This window comes from Paenibacillus piscarius (assembly GCF_022234545.1).
Taxonomy (GTDB): domain Bacteria; phylum Bacillota; class Bacilli; order Paenibacillales; family Paenibacillaceae; genus Paenibacillus_AQ; species Paenibacillus_AQ piscarius.
Map to the genome: position 1 here is coordinate 119161 of NZ_JAIEUI010000003.1, position 22558 is coordinate 141718.

Consider the following 22558-nt stretch of genomic DNA (forward strand, 5'->3'; position numbering starts at 1 on the left):
TAAAAGCTTAAAAAGGACACCTGCGGGTGTCCTTTTTAATAGACCGTTAACACACTGCAACTCAAATCATATCTGCACTCTAGGCCTCTGCTACAATCAGCAATGAGAGGAGGAGAACAACAATGTACGAATGGAATGAGATGGTTCAGCGCATGATTGACTGGGTGGAGGAGGATCTGGCGGCTTCGCCTACGCTGCTGGAGATGTCGGAGCAGCTGGGGTATTCGCCGTATTACTGTACCCGGCAATTTCATGCGCTGACCGGGATGACGCTGCGGGATTATGTCTGGCAGCGCAGGATCGGACGGGCGGCTCTGGAGCTTAGGGACACGGATACGCGTATTCTGGATATTGCTGTGAAGTTCGGCTTTTCCTCACAGGAGGCGTTCATGCGGGCCTTTCTTAGAGCCTTTAAGCTCACTCCCCATGCTTACCGCAAGGCTCCACAGCCCATTCCGCTGGTCATTCGTGCCGAGGTGTTCTCTCCTTATCATTATCTGATTAGGGAGCGGGATAGAATGAGACAGGTACATTTGCAGGAAGCAGAAATCAAGCTTGAATTCATACCGGCGCATAAGTTTATCGGTATCCGTGACATCGATTCCAGTAACTACGGCGGGTTCTGGGAGAATGGGCATGACTGTGATGAGGTCTCCGGAACCCTGGAGAGCATGTCGCATCATACGTTGCCCGGCCAGCTGGGCCAGACGGCAGGCTGGTTTTATCAGGACGGGCGCAAAGGCTACTTGTATGGTATCCTTGTCGCGGCTGATTACGACGGGGCGGTTCCGGAGGGCATGGAATGCTGGGATATCCCGGAGTCGGAATATCTGGTCTTTTTTCACCCGCCCTTTGATTACTTGCATGACAACGGACAGGTGATGCGGATCGTGGAGGAAGTTGCCTGGAGTTATGATCCTGCGGTTATGGGCTATGTGTGGGACGAGGAGGAGAAGCAGGATTATCAGCGGCATTTCCCGGAGGGTTACGGCTATGCGGTGCTGCGGCCGGTCCGTAAAATAAGCTGACCTGAGCTGAGCAGCAGGCCGGTTCAAGGAGAAGCGCCGGGCGCTTCTCCTTAAGCCGTTATGCCATTGTACCTCAATACTCCGTTAGGCGGGGCCCAGCACCACTTCTGCCAGAGTATCCGCCCTGTGCTCCATCGAAGCAATCATCGCCAGCAGCTCAGCCTGTTGTTCCCGTTGCCGGTTTGTCCAGTTGTCTCTGAAGGAGGCACCGCTTGAGCTTAGGATCGCAGGGTCAGGCAGATGCTGATAGGTATTGTCCAGCAGAACCGCCATTTCCTCATAGATCCCAGTCATCTCTTCCAAGGCTGCCTGTTCACGCTGGGTAGTTACCAGCGTCAGGGATTCACTCAGGTAGGCAGCGGCACTCCGGCGGGCATCGGCCAGGGCCATCATGCAGAAGTGATTGACGGATAACCTGCGGCTGAAGCTTTCCCCGTCTGCTGCAGCATACCAAGCATGGTCCAGTAATCCCTCACTCCACAGCTCTAGTGCCTTGTAGCCTGATGCATAAGAACTGTTGGCAGGAGCTTCAGTCTGCATCGATTCCAGCTTCAAGCGGAGTGAAGCATACAGATTCTCCAAGGCGGAAGGGGCCGTCGTCTGTTCGCCCAGCCGAATGATCCGGTAAGGCCAATGATCGACATGAAGATACCCGTGAGACGCCTCCATATGTGCCTGGAAAGCAGGATCGTCTTCCAGCTCTGCGAAGGTCTCATCATCGAAGTAACTGCGGCATAGCAGAACTGCGCCATCCTCCAGGTAGCCGGTAATTACTCCCCACTCCGGTGCTACTCTGAGGTTAATCGCAATGGGCAGTCTGCCCTGCCGGATATCCTCCAGAATCGCGGGCTTCTCAGAGGCACGCTGCTGCGGATCCAGCCGGCTTAGCCGGGTGGCCTGTATTCCATAAGCCTTGCAAGCGGGGACAGAATAATCGTAGACCACAAGCGCGTCTGCAGAGCTGTAATCCCACACCGGTTCAAAAGCCACTCTCCAGCAAGCCCCCGAATACCCCATAACCTGATCATAGGTGGTCTCTATGTCTCTGGCGGCAAGGGAGACCGTCATTGCCCCTGCCCAGGAGCAATCCATGCTCCGGCCGAAGCCCAGCCGCTGGATGCCTTCCACGATATGCTGCTTCCGAGGTGAATCGGCCTGATATAGGAGGCTGCGGTCCGCGCTGTAGCAGATCCGTTCACCTTCCGCGCAGCTTACCGCATGAATTCCTCCGGCATTCATGTAGACCAGGAGCAGATAATCGTTGCCGTCATTATCAATCTGGCTTGGGAACAGCTCATGAGTCGCGGTGAACTGATTCCAGCGGAAATGCTCGTAATGCTTGATTTTGGCCAGAACATTGCGGTTCATCCGATCGTTACCATAATACGCAGCAATGATTTGCAGTTCCCCGTTACTGACGGAATAGCCGGAAGATCCAGCATCGATGGTGAGCAACTGGTCCTTCAGCACATAAGTTGAATAAACACCGGCAGGTGTCTCATAGGTAACCAGCAGCAGCTTCAGCCGGTCATTAGTCCAAGCGGCGGGGAAGAGATGGTTCCCTGCCATCAGGCTCAGGCGGTCCGAGTTGACATACGAATTCACCAGGCGGGTAATCTCCAGCTCTTGCTGGCCGTCCGTGCAGATGGCGGAGAGGACCGCAAGCTCCTGGGGTAGTAGAATACTGTCAATCGGGTGGCCCAATGCTGCGGACAACAGGGGAAGAGTAGCCGTCTCCGGCAGAGACTTCCCGGTTTCCCATTTCGATATTGCTTGGGCGCTGACCTGAAGCTGTTCGGCTAATTGTTCCTGAGACAAACCCTTCATTTTGCGTAGAGTGGCAATGCGTTTGCCTACTTTATCTTGATTGATCATGCTTGGTACAACTCCCGTAATTGGATTCCGACGTCGTAAGTCTATTATAATCTCAGCCGCTGGAATAACCCATATCTTGGAGTATAGTGCGGACATTCCGGGAACCAACTGCAGGTTGAACTATGCTGCGCTGCATGGTTTAATTGCTGGCTATTAATTAATTTAGGGAAATAGCTTGCGCTTCTTCTGCATTCATGATATATTATTTCTTGCGTTGCATTACATCTTTTGCGGTCGTGGCGGAATTGGCAGACGCGCACGGTTCAGGTCCGTGTGGTAGCAATACCGTGGAGGTTCGAGTCCTCTCGACCGCATACTAGCTTTAGAGCAATGTACGAAAGGCCCTTCTTGATGAAGGGTCTTTTTTGTTGTGACGCGCTGAATGTATGCGAAAAACCGACCACATTCGGCGCTGAGTGGGCGCGCGGGCTGAATGTAATCGAAAAACCGACCACATTCGGCGCTGAGTGGGCACGCGGTCCAAATGTAATCGAAAAACCGGCCACAACACAAGCAGCCCCCTCTCCCCACATCCAGGTGGAGACAGGGGGCTGCTGCATATCGCGCACAACTCAGTACCACCGCGACAACGTGTGTATATCTGCTCTGCCTATGTTTCCTACGCTGCTACTTATCCCTGCCAGATGTCCGCAATCCGTACCGGCTGGCCGGTGCGCATGGAACGGTTGGCGGCGATGCCGGTCATGATCGACATGGCACCGTCCTGGTGGGAGGCGGCGCGATTGAAGCGGTCCGCCTGCTTTTCGCCAAAAATATCGCGCAGCAGCACCGGGTCGCCGCCGCCGTGTCCGCCGCTGCCGCTCTCGAACTCTACGCGATACGGCGCCTTGAAGTGCGGGTAGATCATGAGGCTGATGCCGTTCAGTGCGCCTTCATCCGCTTTGTCGCCGCCGGAATTGACATAGGATTGCTCGGTGATCCGTACCTCCATCCGCCCCTCTGTGCCGTTGAACACGATAATGAAGCCCTCCCACGGCATATAAGCGTTAAGTGAATAGTTCATGACTGTCTTATTCTTGTATTTCACCATGACACTCATCGTGTCCTCGATGCTGATATTGTCGCCGAACACACTCTGGTCACGCTGATACCCGTCTTCATGCTCGGCGTCCAGATACAGGCGCTTCAGGTGTTCATTCTGGTCCAGATGCAGCGCGAAGGGATCGTTCTCGGCCGCCTTGCTGCCGTACGCCCGCTGGTAGAACTCGGTGATGCCCCGTTTCTCGGCATTCTCCCGGCCATAGAAGCGCAGGTCGCCCATGGCGAAAACCGTATCGGGCTGCGACCCCAGCCAGAAGTTCATCAGGTCGAAGTGATGCGTCGATTTGTGCACCAGCAGGCCGCCGCTGTTCCGTTTGTCGCGGTGCCATCTGCGGAAATAATCCGCCCCGTGCTGGGTGTTCAGCAACCACTCGAAATTCACCGACAGAATCTCGCCCAGTACACCATCCATAATTACCTCACGGATCTTCGTGTTATGCGGCGCATAGCGGTAGTTGAAGGTAACCCGCAGATTTCGTCCGGTCCGTTCGATTGCATCGAAGATGTCCCGGCATTTCTCCTCATCGATGGTCATCGGCTTCTCGGAGATGACATCACAGCCCAGTTCCATCGCGCGGATAATGTACTTATGATGCGTCCGGTCAATCGAAGTCACCAGCACGAAGTCCGGCCGGGTCTCGGCGATCATGCGGTCGAAGTCCTGGGCTTTGTAGGTGGGAACCGCCGGGTATTGGTATTTATCATGAAGCAGATGATTCGCATAATCCATCCGCGTCTGATTGACATCACAGAAGGCAACCAGCTCGGAGGTGTCATTGTAAGCGGTAACAAGTGCGCCGTAGAAAAATTCAGCCCGCCCGCCGGTGCCGACGAGTGCGTATTTCTTTTTGGACAAGGGGATCACTCCATTTACTTAGGTTTGCTTCTATTCTATAGTATAGAAAATGCAGAAAGTGATCGGTATTTAGTCTCTTTCTCTCCAAAGTGTGCATATTTTATCCTGTCAGGAGGCTTGGACTAGAATGGAGCCTATCTTTCACATCGAGCAGTTGAAGCGCATCGGGCAGTTCAATATGGACACCGACCATTTCCATGATTTCTATGAAATCTACTATCTGCTGTCCGGCCAGCGGCATTACTATATCCGTAACCGCATGTACGCGCTGGAGGCCGGAGACCTTGTGTTTATTAACAAAAACCATCTGCACCGCACCACGGGCGGAAGTCATCTGCCGCATGAGCGTGTGCTGGTCAACTTCAGTGATGCCGACCTGGCGCCGGTGGCTCCCGGTCCGGACTGGATGAACGTATTCGGCGGGGAGAGCTTCCTGCTGCGGCCCACCGCGCATGAGCAGGGAAGGATTGCCGATCTGCTTCATGCCATGCTGGAGGAACAGAGGGAAGAGCAGCTCTGGAGCGCTGAATATACAAGGACGCTGCTGCTGCAACTGCTGATTCTGCTGGAACGCATACGCAAGGCGAAGCCGGCCCTGGTCTCGCCTGAGCAGAGCGAGGGGCAGCGCCGGGTCTACAGTATTATCGAATATCTGGACAACCATTACAGCGAGCGGCTGAGCCTCGGGGGGATTGCCGAGCAATTTTTCATCAGCTCTACGTATCTGTGCCGGATTTTTAAGCAGACGACTGGCTTCACGATCGTGGAATACCTGAACTACATCCGCATCCGCGAGGCGAAGACGCTGCTCACACAGACGAAGTGGCCAATAACCCGGGTGGCAGCGGAGACGGGATTTGAGAGCATTGCCCATTTCGGGCGGGTGTTCAAGGCGATTACAGGGCGCTCCCCGCTCCAGTACCGCAAGCAGCACCGGGAATGAGGGTAAAGAAGCACCTTCCTGATTTCGTTTCGGCAATTGCTGCGGGAATGTTACATATTTTTCAATCTTTGGCGCAGGGTTTGCCTTATAATGGGGAAGGTTGGAATACAAATATTGGGGTGTATTATGCAAATAAAATCAGGGGGTCTCTGGCTGGCTGCCGCCATGCTCGCAGTAACGGTTACCGGCTGTTCTTCGGACAAAGCAGGCGCGGGCAGAGAGAGCATGGAGAAGCTGAAGACAGAGATTGGTGAGCTGCAGAAGGAGAACAAGTTCCTGAAGGAAGAGAATGACAGGCTGAAAGAGAGCCTGGTGAAGCCTGTGACAGCGGAGGAGGAGCAGGGGGCGGTGAAGCTTCTTAATAACGGGAGCAGCGCCTCAGCAGCTGATTCCGGGGAGGTTTACAAGCTGATCGTAAAAGGCACGCCACTGGTGATCGATGAGACGGGTGAATACACAATTACTAAGACCTCTTTCAGCAAGACGGTAACTCCGTCTAATCCGGGGTCATTCTACACTTACTATGAAGCCAAGGAACCGGGTACAACCTATCTGGCAATCACCTTGAAGGTGAAAAATCTGGCAGGCCAGGCCATTCCTGCGGACAAAGTAGCGGGTGTGGAGGTTACATATGACAACAAATATGTGTATAGCACCTTCGCGACGATGGAGAAGAACGGCGGTGAAGATTTCACCTATACCAATATCTCGGCGATTGGACCGCTGAAGAACGGTACGCTGGTCTTCCTGGCCGAGGTTCCTGATGAAGTGAAATCCAGCGGCAAGCCGCTATATGCCGACTTCGGGATTGAGGGCGAAACCTACCGCTATACCATTGTTAAGTAAAATAAGAGCCTGTGCGCCGCAGAATGATCTGCGGTCTGCATGGGCTCTTGTTAATGATAAGGGATTAGTCCTCCTGAGCGAAAAAAGCCGGCAAATACTCTCTGTTCGCCTCCAGCATCTCATCCAGCATGGCGATCGCTACTTCCACAGAAGGCACGAGCGGGTGATGGGCCAGCGCCTGGATCGCCAGGCTGCGGTCGCCGGTGACGGCGGCGTCGATGGCGAGCTGCTCATAGGTCTTCACGGCATGGATCAACCCTTTGGCCATCGGCGGAATCTTGGTCAGCGGCAGCGGGAGGGGACCGGTCTTCGTGACGACACAGTTCACCTCGATGCTGGCATCGTCCGGCAGGAAGTCCAGAATGCCCCGGTTCGCCACATTGAGCGTCTGAATATCATTGGTGCCGCTATAGAGCGAGCGCATCAGATTCACGGCCGCTTCCGAATAAAAGGCGCCGCCGCGCTGCTCCAGCTGCTTCGGCTTCTCCTTCAGCTCCGGGTCGCTGTAGATGGCGAACAGCTCCTCCTCCACACGCTTGACGACTTCGGCGCGGTTCCCGCCTTGTGCGGCGGCTTCCTGCTGCTCCGCGAGCATCGCGTCGGTCATATAGAAATACTTCAAATAATAAGAAGGCAGGGCGTGCAGTGATTGCAGGAACTCCGGGTTCCACTCGCGTGCAGGAACATTCTTTGCACTGTAGCCTGCGGTATCCTCCAGCATCTCCTGCAGCTTGTCTTCTCCCTTGACATCAATCCGGGTAATCCAGTGCAGGTGGTTCAGGCCGACGAACTCGGCATAGATCCGGTCCGGGGCGGCGTCATACTTGGCCGATACCTGCTTAATCAGGCCGATGGGGGCATTACACAGACCGATGCTCTTCACCTTGGAGTAGCGCAGCACGGCTTCGGTAACCATACCCGCCGGATTGGTGAAGTTCAGCAGCCAGGCGTCCGGTGCCAGCTCCTCCATATCCCGGCAGATGCCGAGGATGACCGGGATGGTGCGCAGCGCCTTCAGCATGCCGCCGGGGCCGGTCGTCTCCTGGCCGATCACGCCATACTTCAGCGGAATTGCCTCATCGCGGGCCCGGGCATCCAGCATCCCGACACGGATCTGGGTGCTGACGAAGTCCGCACCGGCAATGGCTTTACGGCGGTCAGTGGTGAGATGGACCTCAATCGGCAGGCCGGACTTCTCCACCATGCGCTTCGCCAGAGCGCCTACGATGTTCAGCTTATGCAGGCCTGCTTCGATATCTACAAGCCATAGCTCCCGGACGGGGAGCTCCTTATAATGCAGGATGAAGCCTTCTACCAGCTCCGGGGTATAGGAAGAACCCCCGCCGATGACGGCGATTTTCAGACCTTGGTTTGCTGTCACAATGAATCACTCCTGTCTGGTGATGATGGTTGGAATCCGCTCAAATTCCTGGTAAGCACGCATCGTCTCATACATATCCCGGCTGATGGTAATCCCGTCCCGCTCCAGCGCCGACCAGACGGCGCCGACCACAGGCTCGGTGGACAGGGTGACCACCGCCGCCCCCGGTGCCGCTTCGCGCACAGCCTGCTCAATGGGACCGCGAATCCAGCCGCGGTCGCCCCGGGTCAGCAGGCTTCCGGCCAGGACCACATCGAATGTATCCTTCTCCATGCCCAGCCGGTGAATAACAGCAGCCGCGGCCTTTCCCAGCTCTACGCCCTGGCGGTTCAGGATCGCCAGCGCGGCGGCATCGCCCGCCGCCGCCGCCGGGAACAGCAGGCGGGCCGCATCCAGCGGCACCTGCTTCCCGTGATCGAGGAAGTCATTGTACATGTCTTCCACCTGCCCATAGCCGAGGAGCCTAAGAAGCGGCTCCGTCAGCAGCGTAGGGGCCTCGCGGCCGTCCCAGGCCCGGATGACCGTGCGGAACACCTCGATGTTCAGCGCGCCGCCGCCGCCGAAATCGCCGTACATATAATCGAAGCCGCCGCACTGGAAGTGGCGGCCCTCAGGATTCAGGCCCGCCGCATTGGTGCCGGTGCCGCAGATCAGGGCCACCCCGTAGGGGCGGTCTGTCCCCGCCCGCAGGCCGATCATCGGGTCGCCGCTGATCGTGTAGTCCGTGAATCCGATCCGGCGGATCAGCGGATGCAGGATGTTATAATCGGTCTGGCGGTCCGCCCCGGCCAGCCCGAGGAAGGCATGGCGGAGCTGGTCCAGCCGCAGTCCGGCTTCCGCCAGCGCTATGGCAGCCGCTTCGCGGATGTTATTCTCCGCCTGCGTTACGCTGGTCTGGTGATTGCCGTTGCCGCTCCTGCCCTTGCCGAGAATGCGGCCTTGTTCATCGCATATGAGGGCGTAGGTCTTGCTGCCGCCCCCGTCGATTCCCATATAATAAGCCAATGGTTTGTCACTCCTAAAATTTTGTCTTCGTCGATTCCCGCACAATCAGCTCCGGATCGATCCGGATGCTGGAGCCGCGCTTCATCTCCCCGCTGATCCGGCGCAGCAGCATGTCGGCGGCGGCCACGCCGATTTTGTCCGCCGGCTGGCGCACCGTAGTTAGATGCGGGCGAAGCTGGGAGGCGATATCATGGTCGTCGTAGCCGACGACGGCAACCTCCCCGGGCACACTTACGCCAGCCTCCATCAGCGCATTGATCACCCCAAGGGCGATATTGTCATCTCCGGCGAATACCGCCCCCGGCAGCCTGCCCTCTGAGAGCCAGCGCTGCGCGGTGTCATAGCCCATGGCAATCTCGAATTCCCCGTGAACCATCCCGAACGGCGCAAGGCCCTGCTCCTGCAGTGCCTGCAGGAAGCCCGCGCGCCGCTCGCGCGTGCTGCGGAACATCTCCTGCCCGCAGAGATGGGCGATGGAGGTATGCCCCAGCTCCAGCAGGTGGCGTGCTGCGGCGTACCCGCCTTTGAAGTTGTCGATGGTGATCGAGTAGCTGTCATTCTCCGGCAGCTGGTTGTCGATCAGCACATAGGGAATGCCCCGGCGCTTCAGCTCGACAATATAATGGTCCTCATTAATCGGGGAGAGCAGGATGAGTCCGTCCACCCGGTCCTCCTGAATCAGGTAGTGGCTCTCCCCGGAGCCGATGCCATCCGACACGGAGATGGCCAGATAATACCCGTGCAGGGCCAGCGTCTCATTCAGCTCCTTGACCACGGCATCGAAGAAGGAATCCTGCAGTGTCGTTACAATCAGGCCGATGATGCCGGTCTTGCCGCTGGCCAGACTGCGGGCCGCTGCATTGGGGCGGTAATCCAGCTCCTTGATCGCGTCGAGCACCTTCTGGCGGTTCTTCTCCCGCACAGTCCCGGCCCCGTTCAATACCCGCGATACGGTGACCACGGACAGCCCTGATTTTTTGGCTACATCAAAAATACTCACTTTCATCCCAAGCGCTCCTTGCGGCGGATTATCCGTTACTCTTGTTCTATCTCCAGTATACAGTTCACACCGGGGTTCCGCTAAACATATAACAATGGCCGGTCCGCTATCTCTTGATGATCTCCGTGACCTTCTTCTGAATCACCGGCATGACCTCTTCCAGCGTCTTGTGTCCGGTCTCGACCGGCTGCAGCTCATTGATGAACATATCGTTAATCTGCGAGTAGTTAGTGATTAGATGGTTGTAGGATTCATAGCCGTATTTGACCGCACCCTCGTACACCTTCTTCACGTCCTGCGGATCAATGCCGTCGAAATGCTTGTAATACACCTCAGCCGCTTCCGTATTCACAGGCGGATTGCCGCCGCTCAGCTCGATCGACTTCTCTTGGACTTCGGTGGTCATCAGGTACTTGATCCATTCAAAAGCCTCCTTCGGATGCTTCGAATCCTTCAGAATCAGCAGCGGATCGACGAACAGCGTGCTGCGCACCTTGTCGTTGCCTCCCCAGGGCACAGCGGCTACGCCCACCTTGAAGGGGAAATCGTTGGACCCGGCGAGGTTCCAGGAGCCGCCGACCGACATGCCGATCTTGCCGGCGACGAACGGGTCACCGTTCTGTCCGGCTACGCTTTTACTCCACTCGGAAGTCGGGGACACCTTCTCCTTGAATACCAGGTCGAACAGCTTCTGATACGCGGCAATGACCTTGGGGGAGTCGAAATGGGTCTCGGAAGGAACGCCGCCGTTGGTCCAGGTATCCTCAGAGTAAGGCTCTGCCCCGAAGTACAGCGGCCGCATATCCCGCTCCGCCCAGGTGAAGTCTACACCGTATTGTGTTTTGGCAATATCGTCTGAGACGAGTGTCATCTTCTTGGCATCCTCCACCATACGGTCAAACGTCCAGCTCTTATCTTCATAATCACTTGGCGGGTAGGAGACGCCCGCAGCATCGAACATATCCTTGTTGTAGAGCATCAGGGTGACGTACATATTGACCGGTATGCCGTAAGTATGACCGTTTACAGTGTAGATTTTCATCAGATTCTCTGGAATATGGTAATCCTCAGCCTTGAAGCCGTCTTCCTTAATGAGGTCCGTCAGATCCAGCAGCATATCCTTGTTGTAATATTCGGCAAAACCGCCGTATCCGTAGTGGCTCGTCACATCCGGGGAATTACCGCCGGCAATCAGCGTCTGCAGCTTGCTGTCGAACTGCTCATACGGGGCCTTCTCCACCTTGACCTTGATGTTCGGATGCTCCTTCTCAAATTCGGGGATCAGCTTCTCGATAAACGTCCGGTCCTCGGAATCAATGGTGTAGTGGGATATCGTCACTTGCTCCCCCGAACCGCCGGTATTCCCGGCTCCGCTGTTGCCGGTTGCCACATTACCTGCCGATTTGCCTCCGCCGCAGCCCGCCAGGACTACTGATGCTGTAAGGGCTGTTGCCAACAGCAATGCATACCTCTTGCTTTTCGTGATATTGTTCATTGTCCAATCCCTCCTGATTTCAAGTGTTGTAGCCCGGAATTGCTTAGATGCCTTACTTGATACCGGTCAGCACGATGCCTTCGACGAACTGCTTCTGGGCAATGGCGAACAGGGTGACGATCGGAACCATCGCCAGGACGGAGGCGACCATCAGCAGATGCCACGGCGGAATGCGGAAGCGCGATGAGGTGAGGGAGGCCATCCCCACAGGAAGCGTGAATTTGTCCGACGAGCTTAGATAGAGCACAGGGGTCAAGAGGTCATTCCAGCTGTAGATAAAAGCAAAGATCGCCACCGTCGCCAGCGCCGGCGCAGACAGCGGCAGTGCGATCGTCCGCCACATCCTCAGCTCGCCGCAGCCGTCAATGCGTCCGGCATCGAACAGCTCCTCAGGCAGCGTGGAGAAAAACTGCCGCAGCAGGAAGATGTTATACGCCGAGCCGAAGAAGGCAGGGACAATCAGCGGGAGGAAGGTATCGATCCACTGCATTTTGGAGAACAGCACGAACTGCGGGATCATAATGGCCGGATAAGGCAGCATCATGGTGCTCAGCAGCAGGAGGAACCAGAAGCTGTTGCCGCGTCCCCGGTATCTGGCGAACCCGTAAGCGACCAGCGCCGAAGAGAGCAGGGTACCCAGTACGGAGAGACCGGCGATGATCAGGCTGTTCTTGTACATTGTGCCGAACTGCAGCGTCTCGAAAATATCGGCATAATTGCTCCAGGACCAGCTCTCCGGCAGAAAGGTCGGCGGGAACTTCAGCATCTCCCGTTTCGATTTCAGCGAGGTGGAGACCATGAAGAACAGCGGCAGCAGCATAAGGAACGTTGTAACAAGCAGCGCGGTGAAGCTGGCAATCTTAACGGGCTTGATTCTCCGGCGCGGCCGGGAAGGCGGACCAAGCGGGCGGGTGGCCTTAACGGTACTCATCGGCGGCTGCCTCCTTCATAATGGACATAACGGCGCGACAGCCTCATAATGACCGCCGTGAACAGCATGACGACAATCAGCAGCACCCAGGCAAGCGCGGAGGAGTATCCGGCGCGGTATTCCTTGAAGGCACTGGTATACAGATTGTAGACGTAGAACCAGGTAGAGTAATTGGGTCCGCCCTGCGTCATGACGAAGGCTTGCGTGAAGACCTGGAAGGAATCGATCAGCCCCATAATCAGCTGGAACAGCAGGACAGGCGAGATCATCGGGAGCGTAATATTCAGGAAAATGCGGAAGCGTCCTGCCCCATCCAGATTGGCGGCTTCGATCAGGCTGGCCGGGACCCCCTGCAGACCGGCGAGGAAGAGAATCATGCCTGAGCCTGCGGTCCAGAAGGACATGATGATCAGGGCATACAGCGCTGTATCGGGATTCATCAGCCAGGCCGGACCGTCAATGCCGAACCAGGAGAGCATATAATTGAAGAGGCCGATCTGCGGATTGAAGATCCAGTACCAGAGGAGCGACATGGCCACACCCGACACCATGCTTGGAAAATACATAGCTGTCCGGAAAAAGCCGCGCCAGGGAAGGGTCTGATGCAACAGCAGGGCGAATCCCAGACCCAGCAGCAGCTGCACCGGCACGCTGATGAAGGTGTACCTCAGGGTGACTTTTACGGAGCGCCAGAACAGCTCATTGTGGAACATCTCTGTGTAGTTGGCGAGGCCGATGAATTTGGGCGGATGAATGATGTCATAGTCGGTGAAGCTGTAGAACAGCGAAGACAGGATCGGGTACAGGGCGAAGATCAGGAAGCCGATCAGCCACGGGGAGATGAACAGATACATGTAGAACGTCTGCCGCCGGCTCTCACTCTTAATCACGAACACACCAGCCTTTCTTCTTAAAAGTATAAGCGCTTTAACTTTTCGGATAAATAAAAGTTTCAATTTGCTAAAATGATTATAACGGGCAACTATAATAATTATAGCCAACCATAAGATGAACAAATTAAAGTTAAATCGCTTTAACTTTATAGCCGGCCGTTGAACTAATCATAGAGGATGATCCGGAAATAATCAACCCTTTATTTCGCAAATAAAGCGCTATCAGTCAGAAAATATAACATATAAATTGACTATTTTGCTGAAAATGATGAAAATCCTAATGTGTACAGATGTTATGTGTGAGGTAATGTGACTTTGAGCGCGATTATAGGAACATCTCACCTGCGGGCGACTGGTTGCTTATTGGATTTTTGCCTACACTGGAATTGCGGACATCGCAGTGCCCAATGTAATCGGTTTTCCGATTACAATATACTCCCCGAAACAGCAAAAAAACCGCCCGGCCTAGCCGGACGGCTCCTGCACCAACATTAGCGGGTGCGATGATTAATTCCACTGGTGATCGCCGGACAGATACTTCTCAGTCAGCACGGACAGCAGCTCGATCCCGACCTGATTCTGCCCGCCTTCCGGGATGATCAGGTCCGCGTACTTTTTGGAGGGCTCAATGAAGGCTTCGTGCATCGGCTTCACCGTGGTCAGATACTGTGTATGGATCGAACGGATCGTCCGTCCGCGTTCCTCGATGTCCCGCAGCACCCGGCGCAGGATGCGCACATCGGGATCGGTGTCTACGAACACCTTGATGTTGAGCTGCTCGCGCAGCTTCTCGTCGGACAACACATGCAGCCCTTCCAGAATCACGATGTTGTTCGGAGCAAGTCTCACTGTCTTCTCGGTGGAACGGGCATGGATGGTGAAATCGTACACGGGAGCGAAGGCCGCTTGTCCGGTCTTAAGGCAATTCAAATGCTCAATCAGCAGGTCGTTGTCGAAGGCCAGCGGGTGGTCATAGTTAATCGCACCGCGTTCGGCCATGCTGAGGTAAGAATGGTCTTTATAGTAGTTATCCTGGGATATGAATGTGACTTTGTCAGAACCAAGACGGTCAATGACGGAGCGCGCGACCGTGGTCTTGCCGGAGCCGGTCCCGCCGGCGATACCAATAATGAGCATGGTGTATTTGTAAACCTCCCTAAGCAATTGCCTTTGCAATTCCAATATTGTAGCACAGCAGTCAACTTATTTCATCCTGATGGAGAGGAATATCATGTGAACATTCGGATAAATCGGTTATTTTGAAGAGAAATGATATGATTTGAAGGAAGTATGCAGATGAAGGCCTAATGAGAAGGAGGCAGAGTGAAGATAATGGATATGCAAAAGGCTCTAATGGAGGCATTCGGCAAGACGCAGGTACAACTGGCAGGCCACGGGGCGCGGGACATCGCCGTGTTGAAGCGGGCACTGGCGGAAATGGAGGATACGCTCGCTGCAGACATGTACGGGAGCGGCGCTGTAATTGAGGAGTTCCAGGCGGAGATGGCGGAGGTGCTCGGCAAAGAGAGCAGCGTCTTCTTCCCCAGCGGCACGATGGCCCAGCAGATCGCCTTGCGGATCTGGAGCGACCGCGCAGGCAGCCGCAGCGTGGCGTATCACCCGCTATGCCATCTGGAAATTCATGAGCAGGACGGCCTGAAGGAGCTGCACCATCTGGAGCCGATACTACTGGGAAGTGCAGACCGCCTGATCACCCTGGAGGATGTGCAGAGCATGGGGCCGGGGGTGGCCTGTCTGCTGCTGGAGCTGCCGCAGCGCGAGATCGGCGGGCAGCTTCCGGCATATGTCGAGCTGGAGGCCATATCAGCTTATTGCCGGGAGCAGGGAATTAAGCTCCATCTGGACGGGGCGCGGCTGTTCGAGGTGCTGCCTTACTATGGCAAGACGGCGGCTGAGGTCTGCGCGCTGTTTGACAGCGTATATGTCTCCTTCTATAAGGGCATTGGAGGGATTGCCGGAGCGATCTTAGCGGGGAGCCGGGACTTCACGGAGACCTCGAAGATCTGGAAACGCCGCCACGGGGGCGACCTGATCAGCCTCTATCCCTATATTGTCCCTGCCCGGTATTACTACCGGCAGAGAATCGGCAACATGGCCAGGTATTATGAGCAGACCAAGGAGCTGGCCGCCCTGTTCAATAGCTGTCATAAGGTATCCACGCTGCCAGAGGTTCCGGTCTCGAATATGTTCCATGTGCATTTCGCGATAGCCAAGGAACGTCTTACGCCGGTGCTAATTGAACTGTACAAGGAGACCGGCATCGGCCTGACGCCGCGGCTGAAGGAGACCGGTGAGGCTTCCTGCTATTATGAGATGAATATCGGCGATCTGTACGGTGAAGCGGACCAGACCGCCCTTAGAGAGATGTTCCGGCTGCTGGATGAGCGGCTGAAGACGCTCTAGCCTACACAGGGGCAGCCCCAAGCCATAAGCTGGCCTGGGGCTGCCCCTAATAACATTACCGGGAACCCTGCGCCTGACCGCGCAGTGCTATTTTGCGTACCGGTCCGGCCACCATCTGCTTCTCTGCCGCATTGAGGCCGAACAGCCACATGGTCAGCGCATAGATGAGAGAGTACAGGACCACATACAGGCCGAGATACAGGTAGGACGTAATACTGACGAAGCTCAGCAGCAAGATGCCCAGCACAGTCAGCACGACCACCGGAGTGAATACCCGGAGGATCTGCAGCCAGAAGTGAAGGATATCGAACTTCAATTTGTACTTATAGTAGATATTATTCAGACACACATTGATAATCATCCCGATGGCCGTGGCAACCGCACAGCCCGTAATGCCCCAGATTCGGATGAACCAGAAGGTCAAGGCGACCTTAAGCACGGCCACCGAGAAATAGATGAACGCCTTCACCCGGTGCATATTCATCGCTTCCAGCATCGTGGCGAACAGCGACTGCACAATTGAGGTGATCTGGGGGATGATGATGATCAGGGCGATCGTATAGGCGTGTCTATAGCCCTCGCCGAGCCAGATCAGGATGAAGCTCTGTCCGAAGATCACGAACCCGGAGACGATATAGCCTACGATCAGTGCCTGGATCCGCCCGATTTTGACCAGCTCCAGCATCAGGGCCGCCTGATCCGCTCCCTTGACGATCATCTTGGTGAGCTTCGGCAGGTAAAAGCTGGCCAGGACATTCGAGAAATTAAGAATATACGTATTGAGCTGGGCAGCGATAGCGAAGACCGCGATGGGCATCGCTCCCAGGAACATCCCGATGATCAGCGGGTCGGCATTCGTATAGATCTGGAAGGCGATGGACGACAGCAGAATATACGATGAATAGCTGAAGATCTCCTTGAACAGCTTGGTATCGAAGCCGTGGAAGCGGACCTTCAGGTTCAGCTTGGTCCGGCAGAATACCACGTTCAGCACACCGATCGCCAGATTCAGCACCAGCGCGACCGTCACCATTCCTGTGGATCTGAAGCCGAACACCAGCACCAGCACCATCATGGCCGGAGACAGGACGACCCGGATCAGGTTGATGATTTTGAGATAGACGAACCGCTCATAAGCCGTAATAATCGAGCTGAAAATGTTCAGCGGGAACGACACCGCCACATTCACCGCCGCAATGATGAAGATCTGCTTCAGAATGCTTAATTCCTTCTCATGGAGACTGCCGAAGATCGAGCCGAAATTAAGCACCAGAATCAGACTGGCCAGAAAAGAGACCAGACCGATCGCGGAGAACAGCAGCAGGAACATCCCGTTGATATTGCGCTGGCCGGTGGCGTCATTCTCAGAGATATATTTGGCATTGAAACGGATGACCGCACTCCCGAAGCCCAGGTCCAGCAGGACAATATAGGCGATGATCGAGTTCACCAGGGAGAACAATCCGTATTCGGATTTTCCCAGGGTAGATACGATGAAGGGAGTCGAGCCCAGGGAGATAATCACGCCCAGGAATACGGAAGCATAGGTGATGATGGCGGCAAGTTTAATATTGGTTTTCACACAGATCGCTTCCTCGCTACGGAGAATGTCAGCTGCTACAGCTTAAGCGGTCACGATGGATGAAGCCGCCGCTGCCTCAGCAGGGCTGCCCGACATGGCCTGAATGATCTGGCTGTAATGCGCAGTGGAGAATTCATTATTGTATCGCGGGTATTCAAGCTGTTTTAGCTCTTCCAGAAGCCCAGGGATGTCATCCAGCTTGTTCGTGAACTTCACGAACCCCAGATGCTTGATCCACTCATAGCTGCCTACAACCTTATAGTTGTAATTGCCAAGGGCAATGCAAGGTGTAGACGTAATCGCGGCAAAAATCATCCCGTGCAGCCGGTCCGTAATCACAACCTCCGCCCCCTTGAACTGATCCCACAACGTGTTCAGCTCCATATCGCGGTCTTGTACAGAGACAGGGCGCTCAATACAGGTGTCCGTGAACGTGATGCTGCTGTAATGCTTCGCGGTATACGACTCAATGGTACGCTTGTCCTGATCACCGAAGATGCTCTCCTTGTCGGCCCGGATGCACAGAAGCGCACCGTGGCGCTGTTTCTGCGGTTCCGTGATGTCCAGCGACATGACAATATCCGGTGTTAACAGCACTGCGTTGTTTCTGAAACCGGCTTTCATAATTTCGTACGACGTTGCCTCTCTGGCGACCAGAGTAAGGTCCTTATGGGAACCGTAGAGGTCCTGTGTCTTCTTGAATTCCGCGCGGCCCAGCTCGGTATCGCCGAAGTAGATGGTTTGCGGGAAGACGATGATTTTGTTATTGGGGAATTCGGAGATGATCTTGCGGCGTACCTCTTCCTCCCGGAAATATTCAATTCCGAAGTTGCCCCCGCCCTGAAGCACGAAGATATCCTCGGGGGTGCAGAACTCCTCCAGGCACTTCATGTTATGCATCAGCCGGTTGGCGACAATCTCAATCAGGGTATAGTCAGGAAAAGCTTTGCGCAAAAAGTTCATCTGTGCATACGTAATCGCATGATCGCCGAGATTGTCATGCTCCGGTGAGCCGACAACGTAGATAGCTTTCGTCTTGCCTTTATATGCATTCCGGTAGCTCAGATAGCCCTTATAGTATTGATAGACGGGTATGTTGCTTACATAATTGCGGAAGGACAACGGCAGGATCTTCTCAAGGGCTTGGCTCATATCATATTACTTCCCTTCAGGCGGAGTTTGGAATAATACAGCATTTTGTAGATGGTAGAGCTGGTGATGATCAGCACGGAGGCGGTCTTCATCTCCCGGCGGAGCTTCCGGTTGCGGAGAATCTTCGAGATATGCTTGTTCAGGAACCCGCCCAGCTCAACCAGATATTCCTTGTTCATGGCTTTCTCGCCGGTAATTATCTGATAATTGCACAGCTCGATCCCTTCAGTAACGGTGCGGCACAGTGCGATCTCTTCGGCAACCGGATAATTCTGCTCCCGGATGGTCTCGTAGATCTCCAGTGCGGCGCAGAAGCGGTCATAATATTTCCGGGTGTTCATCGCGCCGGTGATGCTGTCGCTTCTTTTCAGATACATGTATTTGGGGGAGTCGAGCGAGACCGTGGTACGGGCCTGGAGGAATAGCTTGTAGGTGGTAAAAATGTCCTCGAAGTACTTGCCGACCGGATATCTCACGTGGGTGAACAGCTCTGCCTTGTACAGCTTATCCCAGGCCAGATTCTGAATCTCGGTATCCTCCAGTAGCTTATCAAGGGCTTGCTCGTTATTATAGACGTGGACTTCATGGGTGAAGCTCTTCGGAAGCGGCACATCGTCCATAACCTCAACATGGCCGCACACGGCAATATCCGCATCATGGGCGGTAATCAGGGAATATAGGGATTCATACATATCGTGCCCGATCCAGTCATCGCTGTCCACGAACCCGATATACCTGCCTTTTGCCACCTCAATTCCATAGTTCCGGGCATCGGACAGCCCCCCGTTCTGCTTATGGATCACGACTACCCGGGGGTCCAGCGCCTTATAGGCCTCGCAGATGTCACCGCACCCGTCAGGCGATCCGTCATTGACCAGAATCAGCTCGAAATCCTTGAAGGTCTGGGCTAATATCGAATCCACACATTTCTTAAGGTACAATTCCACCTTGTAGATCGGCACAATAATACTGATCTCTGGCTTCACTTGAGCAGTCACTTCCTTTCCAGGGAGAATGCAATCGCAGCTTATTGCTGTATTGTGCAAGGGTCTTCGCGTCACTTGAGTTGTGAATATCTTACTATCCGGGTCAAAAGGTTGTATATACTACTTTAGTGTACTTATCATCCGCAGAAGGGCGTAAGCTGCCTGGGAAAAGGCCGCGATTCAGCACCCGCTCCGCAGCAAAAAGACCGCAGCACCCTGGAGGTGACTGCGGCCTTCGCCTGTTGAAGTTTAGTTAAATGTAATCGCCAGCGCGCTGGTAAACTCGCCGCCCGGCGGCAGGGTGATGACGTTCTGCTTCTCCCGGATATCACCGGTGAAGCCTTCCATATCCGCCACGCCATGCCAAGGCTCGATGCACACGAACGGTGCATTCTTCGGCTGCCAGATGCCGAGATCAGGGAAGTTCGTGAAGGCGACCGTTACGCTCTTAGCAGACTGCTTGCTTCTCAGGGTAACCGATTTGGACTGGACATTGCGGAAGACTAAGGCGTCATGCGCGAACATCTCATGATTCAGCGGCATTTGGTTGTCCCCGTCTAGCATGGCCTCGCTCTTGCCTGGAGTGATCAGGCCATTCTCGTTCAGGAACAGCCGCTCCAGGCGTTCCGGCTGCTCAAATTCCAAATAATAGTCGGTGAAGCTGCCCTCTCCTCCGATCGGGCAGTTGAAGGCCGGATGGGTGCCGAGCTGGAAGAACATCTCCCCATCACCGGGATTCTCCACCCGGTAGCCGATGTGGAGCGTGCTGCCGCTTAGGGTATAGGTGAGATACAGACGGAACGGATACGGATAGCTGGCCAGTGTCTCCCCGCTGTGGGAGAGGCGGAAGACCGCCTGTGTCTCACTGGACTCTACCAGCGTGAATTCGCTGCGTCTGGCGAAGCCGTGGCGGGCCAGCGGATACGCCTGTCCGTTCACCCGGATGGCTTCGCCTGCGGCTGCTCCGATCATCGGGAACAGCACCGGGGAGCGGCCTGTCCAATAGGCGGCGTCTCCGCTCCACATATATTCAGTATCTGTATCGGTTCTTCTGAAGCTGACCAGCTCAGCGCCGAGTGAACGGATCTCGGCCACGGCCGCTCCGCTGCGTAAAATAGTGTTCATACTTCTACCCCTTTCATTTCGCGATATGTAATCCTGACGTCTCATATTCTATCAGACTTCCCCGCAGGTGCCAGCACATAACGGAAATTAACCGGTCTATAATTTTGACAATCTGTCAAATGACAAACATGGGGAATTCGTTAACATATAAGGATAGCAATCATTCCATATCAGCGGAAACGGGGGAATAAGCCGATGCAGGTGAAGCAACTATTGGTGAACGGTGAGCGGCTGAAGAATACGATTGAGGCTTTTGCGGAATTCGGGCGAACGGACAAGGGCGGAGTCACCCGGCTGTCCTTGTCGGAGCAGGATGTGCAGGTGCGCCGCTATTTCACTTCCTGCTGTGAGGAATTGGGCATGAGCGTGAAGGTGGATGATCTGGGTAACATGTATGCCACCCTTGCCGGAAGTACCGAAGGCCCCCCAATCGTGATCGGCTCGCATCTGGATACGGTGAAGAAGGGCGGCAGATTCGATGGCGTGCTTGGCGTAATTGCCGGTCTTGAGGTAGCAAGAACCCTGGTGGATCATGGCATTCAGCCCCGGCTGCCCGTCACGGTGATGAACTTCACCAATGAGGAGGGGGCGCGGTTTGAGCCGTCGATGATGGCCTCGGGCGTCTTATCCGGCAAGTTCGATAAGGCGGACATGCTGGGGAAAAAGGACGCGGAGGGCGTCAGCTTCGGCGAGGCGCTGGTTGCCAGCGGCTATGCGGGGGAGGCAGAGAACCGGGTCAGGGAAGCGGCGGCTTATCTGGAGCTGCATATCGAGCAAGGCCCTGTGCTGGAGAAGGAGAAGCTCAAGATTGGTCTGGTTGATTGTGTGGTCGGGATGGTGTGTTATGAGATTGAAGTAACCGGGGAATCGGATCATGCTGGGACGACGCCAATGGATATGCGGAAGGATGCGCTGTTTGCTGCCACGGATATTATTGCGGAACTGCGCCGCAAGCTGTCCGTGCTTGATCCTGAGTTAGTCTACACGATGGGGCGGATGAACGTGCTGCCGAACATCCATACCGTGATTCCGAACAAGGTGATCTTCACCGTGGAAGCGAGACATAAGGATATGGACGTGGTCCGGGAGGTCGAGGCGGTCATTCACGGCCTGCCGGGGGAGCTGCTGGATTGCAGCGTGTCGAAGACGAAGCTGTGGGGCCGCGATACGGTATGGTTCGATCCGGACATTTGCGGACTGGTGGCTGACGCCACGCAGAAGCTGGGCTACAGCAGCCGGAAGCTGGCCAGCGGCGCGGGGCATGACGCCCAGTTCGTGGCCTCATTTCTGCCGGCGGCGATGATTTTCGTCCCCAGCGTGAACGGCAAAAGCCACTGCGAGGAAGAGCTCACCTCCTACGAGGATTGTGAAATGGGCGTGAATGTGGTGCTGGAGACGGTGCTGTCGCTGCTGTCCCGCGCCTGAGCGGCGGGGAATTAAGTTATGCAAGGCTAAGCGAAATCCATAGATTGGTGATGAAGACACCTGACCGGTGTCTTTTTTCGTGTTGGTGAAGGCGCGCGGGCCGAATGTATGCGAAAAACAGTCATGACAAGACAACATTTGGCTTCACGAGGGCAAGCGAGCCGATAGTATGCGAAAAACCGAACACATTTGGTATCGCGAGGGTAGCCGGGCCGAATGTAATCGAAAAACCGATTACAATGGGACCGGGAGCGGCGTGCAGGCCAAATGTAATCGAAAAACCGATTACAATGTACTGGCGCGATGGTGCGCGGGCCTGATACAGCCCAAAGGGAGCGAATGTGGAGCACAACTATACAAGAATCTGCCGGATGCGAGCGGTACATGGTTCTCCCCTGGGCAGGGCTGGCCGGCTGGGTTAAGTTAATTAGCTATAAAGTTAAGGGAAAAGTGGCGGAGGGGAATTTTGGAACTGTAGGAGCGGTAGCGTCCGCCTTTGTATTTGGATTTCTACCGCGAGAATCGGTTTCAATCAAGAAATTCAAATAC

General features: G+C 55.1%; 18 protein-coding genes and 1 tRNA gene. 6 read left to right on the forward strand and 13 right to left on the reverse strand.

Translation table 11 applies throughout. The features are described 5' to 3' along the window. Window positions 1-122 precede the first annotated feature (122 nt). Entirely contained in the window at window positions 123-1028 is a 906-nt protein-coding gene (locus K1558_RS06540; RefSeq protein ID WP_238650593.1) for an AraC family transcriptional regulator, read from the forward strand. Window positions 1029-1112: 84 nt separating this feature from the next. Here the strand turns inward: K1558_RS06540 and K1558_RS06545 are convergent, their stop codons facing one another. Continuing rightward, a complete protein-coding gene (locus tag K1558_RS06545) occupies window positions 1113-2903 on the reverse strand; it encodes a helix-turn-helix domain-containing protein (RefSeq protein WP_238650594.1) in 1791 nt (596 codons plus the stop codon). Window positions 2904-3133: 230 nt separating this feature from the next. Here K1558_RS06545 and K1558_RS06550 point away from each other — a divergent pair. Next, window positions 3134-3217: transfer RNA gene (locus tag K1558_RS06550), tRNA-Leu, on the forward strand. Between the two features lie 317 nt (window positions 3218-3534). On the opposite strand, the gene K1558_RS06555 is transcribed toward K1558_RS06550, so the two are convergent. After that, complete coding sequence (locus tag K1558_RS06555) at window positions 3535-4821, reverse strand: Gfo/Idh/MocA family protein (protein WP_238650595.1); 1287 nt, start codon at window positions 4819-4821, stop codon at window positions 3535-3537. Between the two features lie 127 nt (window positions 4822-4948). Between K1558_RS06555 and K1558_RS06560 the strand changes: the two genes are divergently transcribed. Then, on the forward strand, window positions 4949-5764 hold the full coding sequence (locus K1558_RS06560; protein ID WP_238650596.1) for an AraC family transcriptional regulator: 816 nt from the start codon (window positions 4949-4951) through the stop codon (window positions 5762-5764). A 126-nt stretch (window positions 5765-5890) separates the two neighbouring features. Next, window positions 5891-6610: a bZIP transcription factor gene (locus K1558_RS06565; protein WP_238650597.1), complete on the forward strand. Its 720-nt coding sequence runs from the start codon at window positions 5891-5893 to the stop codon at window positions 6608-6610. Between the two features lie 64 nt (window positions 6611-6674). On the opposite strand, the gene K1558_RS06570 is transcribed toward K1558_RS06565, so the two are convergent. From K1558_RS06570 to udk, 7 genes are all read right to left on the reverse strand, one after another. Then, the gene (locus tag K1558_RS06570; RefSeq protein WP_238650598.1) at window positions 6675-7991 is read right to left on the reverse strand and encodes a 6-phospho-beta-glucosidase; all 1317 of its coding nucleotides are present in this window, start codon (window positions 7989-7991) and stop codon (window positions 6675-6677) included. Window positions 7992-7997: 6 nt separating this feature from the next. Next, a complete protein-coding gene (locus K1558_RS06575) occupies window positions 7998-8996 on the reverse strand; it encodes an N-acetylglucosamine kinase (RefSeq protein ID WP_238650599.1) in 999 nt (332 codons plus the stop codon). A gap of 13 nt (window positions 8997-9009) precedes the next feature. After that, complete coding sequence (locus K1558_RS06580) at window positions 9010-10002, reverse strand: LacI family DNA-binding transcriptional regulator (protein ID WP_238650600.1); 993 nt, start codon at window positions 10000-10002, stop codon at window positions 9010-9012. A 100-nt stretch (window positions 10003-10102) separates the two neighbouring features. Further along, entirely contained in the window at window positions 10103-11491 is a 1389-nt protein-coding gene (locus tag K1558_RS06585; protein WP_238650601.1) for an ABC transporter substrate-binding protein, read from the reverse strand. A 52-nt stretch (window positions 11492-11543) separates the two neighbouring features. Next, on the reverse strand, window positions 11544-12422 hold the full coding sequence (locus tag K1558_RS06590) for a carbohydrate ABC transporter permease (RefSeq protein WP_238650602.1): 879 nt from the start codon (window positions 12420-12422) through the stop codon (window positions 11544-11546). After that, window positions 12419-13312, reverse strand: a complete 894-nt coding sequence (locus tag K1558_RS06595) for a carbohydrate ABC transporter permease (protein ID WP_238650603.1) — start codon at window positions 13310-13312, stop codon at window positions 12419-12421. Before K1558_RS06595 ends, K1558_RS06590 begins: the two co-directional genes overlap by 4 nt. 510 nt (window positions 13313-13822) lie before the next feature. After that, window positions 13823-14452 carry a uridine kinase gene (udk, locus tag K1558_RS06600; RefSeq protein WP_238650604.1) on the reverse strand — a complete coding sequence of 210 codons (630 nt, stop codon included), beginning with the start codon at window positions 14450-14452 and terminating at the stop codon, window positions 13823-13825. 195 nt (window positions 14453-14647) lie between these two features. On the opposite strand from udk, the gene K1558_RS06605 reads away from it, so the two are divergent. Next, window positions 14648-15739: a threonine aldolase family protein gene (locus tag K1558_RS06605; protein ID WP_238650605.1), complete on the forward strand. Its 1092-nt coding sequence runs from the start codon at window positions 14648-14650 to the stop codon at window positions 15737-15739. 55 nt (window positions 15740-15794) lie between these two features. Here K1558_RS06605 and K1558_RS32985 read toward each other — a convergent pair whose 3' ends face one another. The 4 genes from K1558_RS32985 to K1558_RS06625 form a co-directional block, all read right to left on the reverse strand. Next, complete coding sequence (locus tag K1558_RS32985; RefSeq protein WP_238650606.1) at window positions 15795-17321, reverse strand: oligosaccharide flippase family protein; 1527 nt, start codon at window positions 17319-17321, stop codon at window positions 15795-15797. 42 nt (window positions 17322-17363) lie between these two features. After that, a complete protein-coding gene (locus tag K1558_RS06615; protein WP_238650607.1) occupies window positions 17364-18473 on the reverse strand; it encodes a polysaccharide pyruvyl transferase family protein in 1110 nt (369 codons plus the stop codon). Further along, window positions 18470-19459, reverse strand: a complete 990-nt coding sequence (locus tag K1558_RS06620) for a glycosyltransferase family 2 protein (protein ID WP_238650608.1) — start codon at window positions 19457-19459, stop codon at window positions 18470-18472. Before K1558_RS06620 ends, K1558_RS06615 begins: the two co-directional genes overlap by 4 nt. Window positions 19460-19708: 249 nt before the next feature. Then, complete coding sequence (locus tag K1558_RS06625; RefSeq protein WP_238650609.1) at window positions 19709-20584, reverse strand: aldose 1-epimerase family protein; 876 nt, start codon at window positions 20582-20584, stop codon at window positions 19709-19711. 195 nt (window positions 20585-20779) lie between these two features. Here K1558_RS06625 and K1558_RS06630 point away from each other — a divergent pair, with 195 nt between their 5' ends. Beyond that, entirely contained in the window at window positions 20780-22009 is a 1230-nt protein-coding gene (locus K1558_RS06630) for a Zn-dependent hydrolase (RefSeq protein WP_238650610.1), read from the forward strand. Window positions 22010-22558 lie beyond the last annotated feature (549 nt).